Below are 8,367 nucleotides of genomic sequence, written 5' to 3'. Positions count from 1 at the left end.
AAAAATAAGCATAAAAATGTACTTAAACACTAAAAGACATGAAAAACCTTTTTGTTTATAGAAATTTGATTGCTTTAATAATGTACAAATTTTGTATTCTTTAAAGAAACTATCTATAATAGTTTTAATTTTTTTATCATCACCACATTTTTCTGATATAATAGTATTCATTAAGAACATTCCTTTCTGATATTTGGTTTGTGGTGAATCTATTATATCAAGAAAAGGGGATGTTCTTACTATATTTTTTGAATTTTTCATTCAAATCTCAGTTTTTTTCAATGATTTTTATGTGCGAAAGTTGAGTTAATAGCTTATAGTTGCAGATTCGCTTTAGAATATCTTCTTTACTGCGGGAAAAAATGAATTTATCTCAAAATGTTTTTCAACAGATGATAAATAGCAGAGAAATTCGAAGCACTAGTGGACTTGATCTAAAAAAAGTAGATTGCAATCAGATACTATATTGATTATTGATAAATCCATAAAATAAGAAATTCAAGCTGGTTCTGCATAAATATTGCTAAAATCAATATTTAACATAATGCCAACTAAATTGAACTGTTATAAATTTGCACAAAAAAATACTGTAAGTTCATAAATGATTATTAGAAGATAATTTAAATACTTATATTTTCTTTATATTTATTTGATATATAAAATTTACATAGTAAAACTTAATTTATACATGTACAAATATGCAATGTTTCTGGGCATTTTGGACATGTATAAATTAAAGTCTTTACTTAAATTTCTATAGTGAGTATTATAAAGAAAAGTAAAGTTATGATGTATAGAGTTTTAATTAAAAAATGTGTTAATATATATGATAATTCTATTAGAAAATCCCTTATCATTCCTATAGGGGATTTTGATGTAATTAATATCAAAATTAGTTTTAAAGATAGAATATAGGGTGTATTATAGAAATAATGAAAATGTGTTAAGATTTTTTAAAAGTATAGGAGGGTAGTAAATGAAAAATATTTTGATTGTAGATGATGAAATTAAGATAGTGGAGTTTTTAGAAGCTTTTTTAAAAATTGAGAATTATGGCATTTTTAAAGCCTATGATGGTATAGAAGCATTAGAAATATTTGAAAAAGAGGAAATCCATCTTGTAATATTAGATCTTATGCTTCCTAAAATGAGTGGAGAAAAAGTTTGTAAAAAGATTAGATCTAAATCCGATGTTCCAATAATTATGCTTTCTGCTAAGGTGGATGAAGAAAATAAAGTAGAAGGCTTAGATATAGGTGCAGATGATTATGTTACAAAGCCTTTTAGTGCAAAGGAGCTTGTAAGTAGAATTGCAGCAATTATAAGAAGAACTTATAAGGAAGAAAACCTACAAGCTGAAAAATTTGTATTTAATGATGGGGATCTAGAAGTAAATTTGAAACAAATTAGTGTAATAAAAAAGGGAATTAAAATTAAAATTACACCGAGTGAATTTAAAATTCTCAAAGTGTTGATTTCTAATAGAGGTAGAATTTTATCTAGAGATAAACTGGTAGAGAAAGTGTTCGGAATAGATTTTGATGGTATTGATAGAACCATCGATGTTCACATAATGAATATAAGGCGTAAAATAGAGGATGATCCTAAAAATCCAAAGTATATTCAAACTGTTTATGGCATGGGATATAAATTTAACTGTTAGAGGAGAATTACCAATATGAAGCTTGTAAATAAACTGATAATAAGCTTTTTAATTGTGATACTATTATCTACAATTTTAGGAGTTATTATAAGCAATAATAAGATAGACAATAAATTTGATGATTACTTAAAAGGTGAAAAAGATAGAATGATGTTAATGATTACTGATATTATAGAAAATAATTATGACATGGAAAAAGGAATATATCATCCTTCAGATATAGAAATTATTGCAAAGAGTGAGGGTCTTTATATTAGAGTTGAAAGTATAGATGGAGAAAGCATACTTGAGACAAATAAAGATTACTTGGAAGAAAAAGGGCAAAAATTACAACTACAATACCCTAAAAAATCCAAGGAACAATTTAATAAAAATTACTACAAAGAAGAAAATTATGATTTAATAAAGAATAATAAAAAGATTGGAGACATAATTATCGGATATTATAGACTAGATAATTGTAATATTCAGGATTTAAAAATGAAAAATACTATAAAAGATACTTTGATTGAAACAGCATATATAACTTTAGTTATTGGGATAATTATGAGCATATTTTTGGCAAGACACTTTTCTATACCGTTAAAAAAGATGGCCAAGGCAACAAATGAAATTAGGAAAGGGAATTTAGATATATCATTGGATGTAAAAGGAAGCACATATGAAATTAATCAATTATCTGACTCAATAAATTATTTAGTAAAAACTCTTGAAAGTAAAGACATGCTTAGAAAAAGACTGACCTCGGATATGGCCCATGAAATTAGAACTCCTTTAACAACCCTACAAAATACAATGGAAGCATTTCTATATGGGATTTGGGAGCCTAGAAAAGAAAGGCTTGAAAGCTGTTATGAAGAAATAATAAGACTTTCTAAGTTAGTTGAAAGGCTTAAAAATATAGCAAAACTAGAAGAAGATGATATACATTTAAATATAACAGAGTTTAACCTTACTGATGAAATAAGACAACTTATAGATCTGTTTAGTCCTCAATATGATAATAAAGATATTAAATTAGATTTTAATTATGACACAGATATAAATATAATTTCTGATAAAGATAAAATTAAGCAAATAATAATAAATTTGCTTAATAATTCTTATAGTTATACAAATCAAGGAGGCAAAGTAGAAGTTTCTTTAAAAAAAATAGGGAAAGATGTAGCTATAGCTGTTAAAGATAATGGGATAGGTATATCTAGTAAGGATTTACCCTTTATATTTGAAAGGTTTTATAGGATAGATGAAACAAGAAATAGAAAAACAGGTGGTACTGGAATAGGGCTAACAATTTTAAAAGCATTAGTTGATGCCCTCGGCGGAAGGATTGATGTTGAAAGTGAGTTGGGTAAGGGGAGTATATTTACTGTAATTCTACCAATAGAAAAATAAACTAATATATATTTGATAAGGCTCTAATTTTATTAGATATGGAAGCTTTATAAAAATATATAAATAATTATTGTAATATCTGTTGTATCTTTATATTTCTTTTATAATTTTATGTTAAACTAATAAGAAGAAAATTGAGATAAATAATGGAGCAACACTTTTATATACAATGCTTAAGGAGGTTTATATGACGTTAGGAAATGTTTCAATACCAATAGCCTTTGTAGCTGGATTTTTATCGTTTTTTTCACCATGTATACTTCCATTAATTCCTGTATATATAATGTATATTACTGGTATTAGTATTGAAAGTGAACTTGAAAAAAGGAGATTATATGCATTAAAAAGGACTATTGGATTTATTATAGGCTTTACGATTATATTTATGATAATGGGAACATCGGCTAGCCTGATTGGGAAAATATTTGTAAAGAATAAAGTTATTTTTTCTAAAATTAGTGGAATATTAATAATTGTTTTTGGTTTGAAAATGATAGGTATCATAAAATTAGAGTTTCTAAACAGAGAAAAAAGAATTACAAGACCTAAAAGAATTACTAATTGGTTTAGTTCAATTTTGATGGGAATGGCCTTTGCTGCTGGTTGGACTCCGTGTTTTGGTCCTGTTTTAGCATCCATACTTATTTATGCAGGAGGTTCTAGTACTGTATCAAAAGGAATTTATCTCTTATTAACATATTCCTTAGGGATGGCAATCCCTTTTATATTAACAGCATTATTTATAAACGTATTTAGCAAGTTCCTTAATAGAGGGAAAAAAATTATAGTATATATTCCTAAAATTGCTGGTTTTATTATGATAATTTTTGGGATTTTAGTATTCTTAAATAAAGTTGTAGATATAAGTAGATTATTAATAAATTAAGGAGGGCTATGGTGAATAAGAAGCGTTTAGTGATAATAATTATTACTTTAGCATTGATGGGAGGTCTATATTATTTAATAACTTTAAGACAATCGGAAAACAATTTGCCTAAAGACGCAGAAAATACTACTTATGAAGAAAATGAAGAAGAAAAGAAAAAGCCTGATATAGCTGTTGGTGAAGCTGCACCAAATTTTACTCTCAAGAATTTAGATGAAAAAGAAGTATCCCTAAAAGATTACAGAGGTAAGATAGTTCTTATTAATTTTTGGGCTACATGGTGTAAATACTGTGATATAGAAATGCCAGATTTACAAAAACTAGATAAGGAAAATGAAGATTTAGTGGTATTAGCAGTGGATGTACAGGAAAGCAAAGAGACTGTTAAAAATTATATTGAAAAAGGTGGATATGACTTTGAAGTAGTTTTAGATGAAGAAGGTGAAGTGGCTAAAATGTACTTAGCTAGTGCTTTTCCTACATCATACTTTGTTGATAAGGATGGTACACTACTTGGAGGAATACCTGGGATGATGGAATATGCTCAAATGAAGAAAATACTAGAAAGTATAAGGGCAAACGAATAATAAAACCATTTTTTCTTGGTTATGAATATAATATAATCTTATAAAAAAATATTATAGTGAAAAGATTGGAAAAAAAGGGGACTAGAGTAGCTAGTAAAGATTAATAGTTTTTGCCAGCTACTCTAGCCTCTTTTATCTAATTAAACACAATTATATAAATCTATAAAAAATAAGTAGATTAACTTTATTTAGCACCTTATTTAGTACTGTTAAGAGCAGACCAACTAATGCAGTGATATCTCAAAGAATGTAGTAAATTCTTTTCTTCTCACTATATATTGTTTGTTTTAGGTTGTCTTACTACGAAAGTTAAAGAAGCACCTACTATAGCAAGAAAAGCAGCTATTAAAAATGTAGGCTTTAAACCACCAGCTCTTGCAACAATTATTGGACCAGCTAGTGCCGCTGCTCCATATGCTTGATATATGATTCCATAGTTTGCGCCTAGATTTTTAATACCAAAGAATTCTCCAGTTATGGTTGGAAACACTGCTAAGAACCCTCCAAAGCAGAATGCAATACCAGCTAAGCAGGCAAAGAAAGTAATATAGCTTAAAGTAACTACACTCATTGTAATCATTGATATAGCAGTTATTATAAACATTATTGTCACGACTTTTATTCTACCTAATTTGTCTGAAAGTGCACCCCATATAAGTCTTCCACCAGCATTGAAAAGTGCAATCATAGCCACTGCATTTGCTGCTACTGAAGCTTCTAATCCAGCCAATTGCATGCCAATATCCTTAGCAAGTCCTATAACTAAAAGTCCACTCATACATCCGAAGAAATACATTATCCAGATTAGATAAAAGGATTTAGTTTTAACCATTTCTCCAACTTTAAAATTATTTTCTTTAATAGTATTAGAGCTTTGGGTAGATGAGTTGTACCTAATTGGGGGAAGAATTAAAAAATTAGCTCCAATTAAACCTAAAATAGTATAAATCATACCTAAATAAAAAAATGTTGAAGAAACACCATTAGTAGCTATAAAATATTGAATTAAAGATTTGAAGACTAAGCTTCCAAGTCCAAAAGCACCTACTGCTATACCCGTGATAAAGCCCTTTTTCTCTGGAAACCATTTGACGCAAGTAGATAATGGACAAACATAAGCAAAGCCTACTCCAGCTCCAGCTATAACACCATAATAGATATATAATTGTATAATAGAAGTAGCTGTAGAAGCTAGCATCAAGCCTCCACCATAAAGCATAGCACCAATAATAGCAACTTTTCTTGGACCTATTCTATCTTGTAGTCTGCCAGAAAAAATAGTTGAGAAAGCAAAAATAAAAATAGCAATTGAATAAGTAAGAACTACTTCGCCCTTTTCCCAACTGAACTTATCCATGAGGGGCTGATTAAACAAGCTCCATGTATAAATAGCACCTATACACATTTGTAATAATACAGCACCGAAAACTACAAACCAACGATTGATTGTTTTATCATTCATTAGTATTCCTCCTCCATAATATGAGTTCTTTGTTTACAATAATTACAAATTAAGGCTTTTAATGGTTTTTATAAAGCTATAGGATTATAAATTATATAATAAATATTATATGGTTAGTATAGGTATTAAACAAGTAAAATTAATATACTATTCAATAAATTTATAATTTTAGCACTAATAATCTATAAATATTAACAGTAAGTTATGTAAAGATTATGGAATAATCATGGAAAAATAAAAAAGACAATCAATAAATTTACTAGCGGAAAGGGAATGATAAATCTTTTTTGACAGATATGATATATGTTATAATAAAGAGGAAGTTATAGAGAGAATTAATTATAAAAAAAGCAGATATTGAGTACAGTTCATCCTTCATCTTCTGTTCAAAAGGGCGAGCCTATGTAGTTCCTTGGCATAGGGTAGAGTAACAGATGGATTGCTTATAACTAGAATATGATAACGATTCCTGTTGGAATATTGAGTTACCTTAAAAAGCTTTTATTAAATTATATGAATTAAACTGGTATAATCTAATAATGAGAGCTTAATAGTAAATAAAAATATAAATCTATGATTTTAGCAAGATTAGTTAGGGAATGTTAAGTGGTAGCTGTCTCTATATAGGAATCTATAACTATTCAAAACCATAATAATAACCAGCTTTAGAGTATTATAAATTTCAATGTTGGTTATCTATAGATATTCTAGCAAAACAGTTAATTTACACACATCAAAACTCCTTAAAAGCTCTGGATATTTTGATATGTATAAATTAAGTTTTACTATGGGAAATCTATATAGATAGGATGAAAAAAATGAAAAAAGAAATAAGTATAAGGATTAAACAGAGATTTGTAAATAAATTCAAAAACGGATATCCATTAATTTTAAAAGAAGCCATAATAAATACTAATGACCTTGAAAGGGAAGGAGTAATAGTTAAGCTAGTAGATGAAAAAAATAAATTCATTGCAAGGGGATATTATGGAAAGCAAAATAAAGGTTATGGATGGATTCTTAGTAGAAAAGAAAATACAAAGATAGACGAAAGCTTTTTTGAGAAGAAGATAATATCTGCTTTAAATAAAAGAGCAAGCTTTTATAATAATCCAGAAACAACTGCATTTAGGGTATTTAATGGTGAAGGTGATGGAATAGGTGGATTAACTATTGATTATTATGATGGTTATTACTTAATAAATTGGTACAGCAAAGGTATTTATAAGTTTAGAGATTATGTTATAAATTTATTAAAAAGAGTGGTTGGATTTAAGGGAATATATCAAAAAAAGAGGTTTGATACGCAAGGTAAATATATTGAAGAAGATGGATTTATTCTTGGTGAAAGAGGACAGTTTCCCATTATAGTAAAGGAAAATGGAGTTAATTTTGCTGTATACTTAAATGAAGGTGCTATGGTAGGAGTATTTTTAGATCAAAGAGATGTAAGAAGAACTATTAGAGATAAGTATTCTAAAGGAAAGACAGTGTTAAATACATTTTCTTATACAGGGGCATTTTCGGTATTTGCAGCTTTGGGTGGAGCAAGAAGAACTACTAGTGTTGACCTTGCTAATAGAAGTCTTTCAAAGACAATAGAGCAATTCAGCATAAATGGAATAGATTATCAAGCCCATGACATAATTGTGGAGGATGTGTTTAACTATTTTAAATATGCTGTAAAGAAAAATCTCAAATTTGATATGGTTATACTAGACCCTCCTAGCTTTGCTAAATCAAGGAATTACAGATTTAGTGTAGCAAAGGATTATAAGAATCTTCTTAAAGAAGCTATAGCTATAACAGAAAATAACGGTGTAATAATAGCGTCCACAAATTGTAGTTCCTTTGGCATGAAAAAGTTTAAGGGATTTATAGATACTGCATTTAAGGAAAGGCATAGTAGATACAAATTTTTAGAGGAGTTTTCATTACCCCCAGATTTTAGAACTATAAAGGAATTTGAAGAGGGTAATTATCTAAAAGTAGTATTTATTAAAAAAATCAAATGATACCAGGGATGGTTCTTTTAAAAAAACTTATTTAAACCTGAATTATTCATAACTCAATGAATTATGATGAAAATTAATGTTAAAAGGTAAAATCTTATATCTGAAGTTCTGGTTTCATTAACAATAGAACCAAAGATTATAATTTTAATAAGATACCAACTCAAAATCTTATGTTGTAACCTAAAAAAGAGCAGACTAATCCCTTGGTTATTGCTTTAAGGTTTTCAAATTTGATTTTATAAATTATGCAAAAGTAATATTATCAATGTTTTTCATAATTATTTGAAATTTGTCTTTATAAGGATAACTACTACTCATTCTAAAAGTAGTCTTTCTTCCAGATTTAATATATCTACATG

The 8,367-nt window shown here is 27.9% G+C and carries 7 protein-coding genes; 5 read left to right on the top strand and 2 right to left on the bottom strand.

Annotated elements, in window-relative coordinates; all coding sequences use genetic code 11:
- Positions 1 to 261: hypothetical protein (locus BUB36_RS17785; protein WP_330390545.1), on the bottom strand; the 261-nt coding region annotated here is incomplete at its 3' end.
- 715 nt (positions 262 to 976) lie between these two features.
- On the opposite strand from BUB36_RS17785, the gene BUB36_RS17780 reads away from it, so the two are divergent.
- From BUB36_RS17780 to BUB36_RS17765, 4 genes are all read left to right on the top strand, one after another.
- A complete protein-coding gene (locus BUB36_RS17780; protein WP_073153407.1) occupies positions 977 to 1,663 on the top strand; it encodes a response regulator transcription factor in 687 nt (228 codons plus the stop codon).
- Between the two features lie 15 nt (positions 1,664 to 1,678).
- The gene (locus BUB36_RS17775; RefSeq protein WP_073153404.1) at positions 1,679 to 3,058 is read left to right on the top strand and encodes a sensor histidine kinase; all 1,380 of its coding nucleotides are present in this window, start codon (positions 1,679 to 1,681) and stop codon (positions 3,056 to 3,058) included.
- A 187-nt stretch (positions 3,059 to 3,245) separates the two neighbouring features.
- The gene (locus BUB36_RS17770; RefSeq protein WP_073153401.1) at positions 3,246 to 3,944 is read left to right on the top strand and encodes a cytochrome c biogenesis CcdA family protein; all 699 of its coding nucleotides are present in this window, start codon (positions 3,246 to 3,248) and stop codon (positions 3,942 to 3,944) included.
- Positions 3,945 to 3,955: 11 nt separating this feature from the next.
- A complete protein-coding gene (locus BUB36_RS17765; RefSeq protein WP_073153398.1) occupies positions 3,956 to 4,531 on the top strand; it encodes a TlpA family protein disulfide reductase in 576 nt (191 codons plus the stop codon).
- Positions 4,532 to 4,802: 271 nt separating this feature from the next.
- Here BUB36_RS17765 and BUB36_RS17760 read toward each other — a convergent pair whose 3' ends face one another.
- Positions 4,803 to 5,993 (bottom strand): L-lactate MFS transporter, encoded by a 1,191-nt coding sequence (locus BUB36_RS17760; RefSeq protein WP_084112131.1) that lies wholly within the window; start codon positions 5,991 to 5,993, stop codon positions 4,803 to 4,805.
- 818 nt (positions 5,994 to 6,811) lie between these two features.
- On the opposite strand from BUB36_RS17760, the gene BUB36_RS17755 reads away from it, so the two are divergent.
- A complete protein-coding gene (locus BUB36_RS17755) occupies positions 6,812 to 8,008 on the top strand; it encodes a class I SAM-dependent rRNA methyltransferase (protein WP_073153395.1) in 1,197 nt (398 codons plus the stop codon).
- Positions 8,009 to 8,367 lie beyond the last annotated feature (359 nt).

This window comes from Paramaledivibacter caminithermalis DSM 15212 (assembly GCF_900142245.1).
In the GTDB taxonomy this organism is placed as follows: Bacteria; Bacillota; Clostridia; order Peptostreptococcales; family Caminicellaceae; genus Paramaledivibacter; species Paramaledivibacter caminithermalis.
The sequence above is the reverse complement of the archived record's forward strand: the minus strand, read 5'-3'. Positions and strand labels throughout refer to the sequence as shown.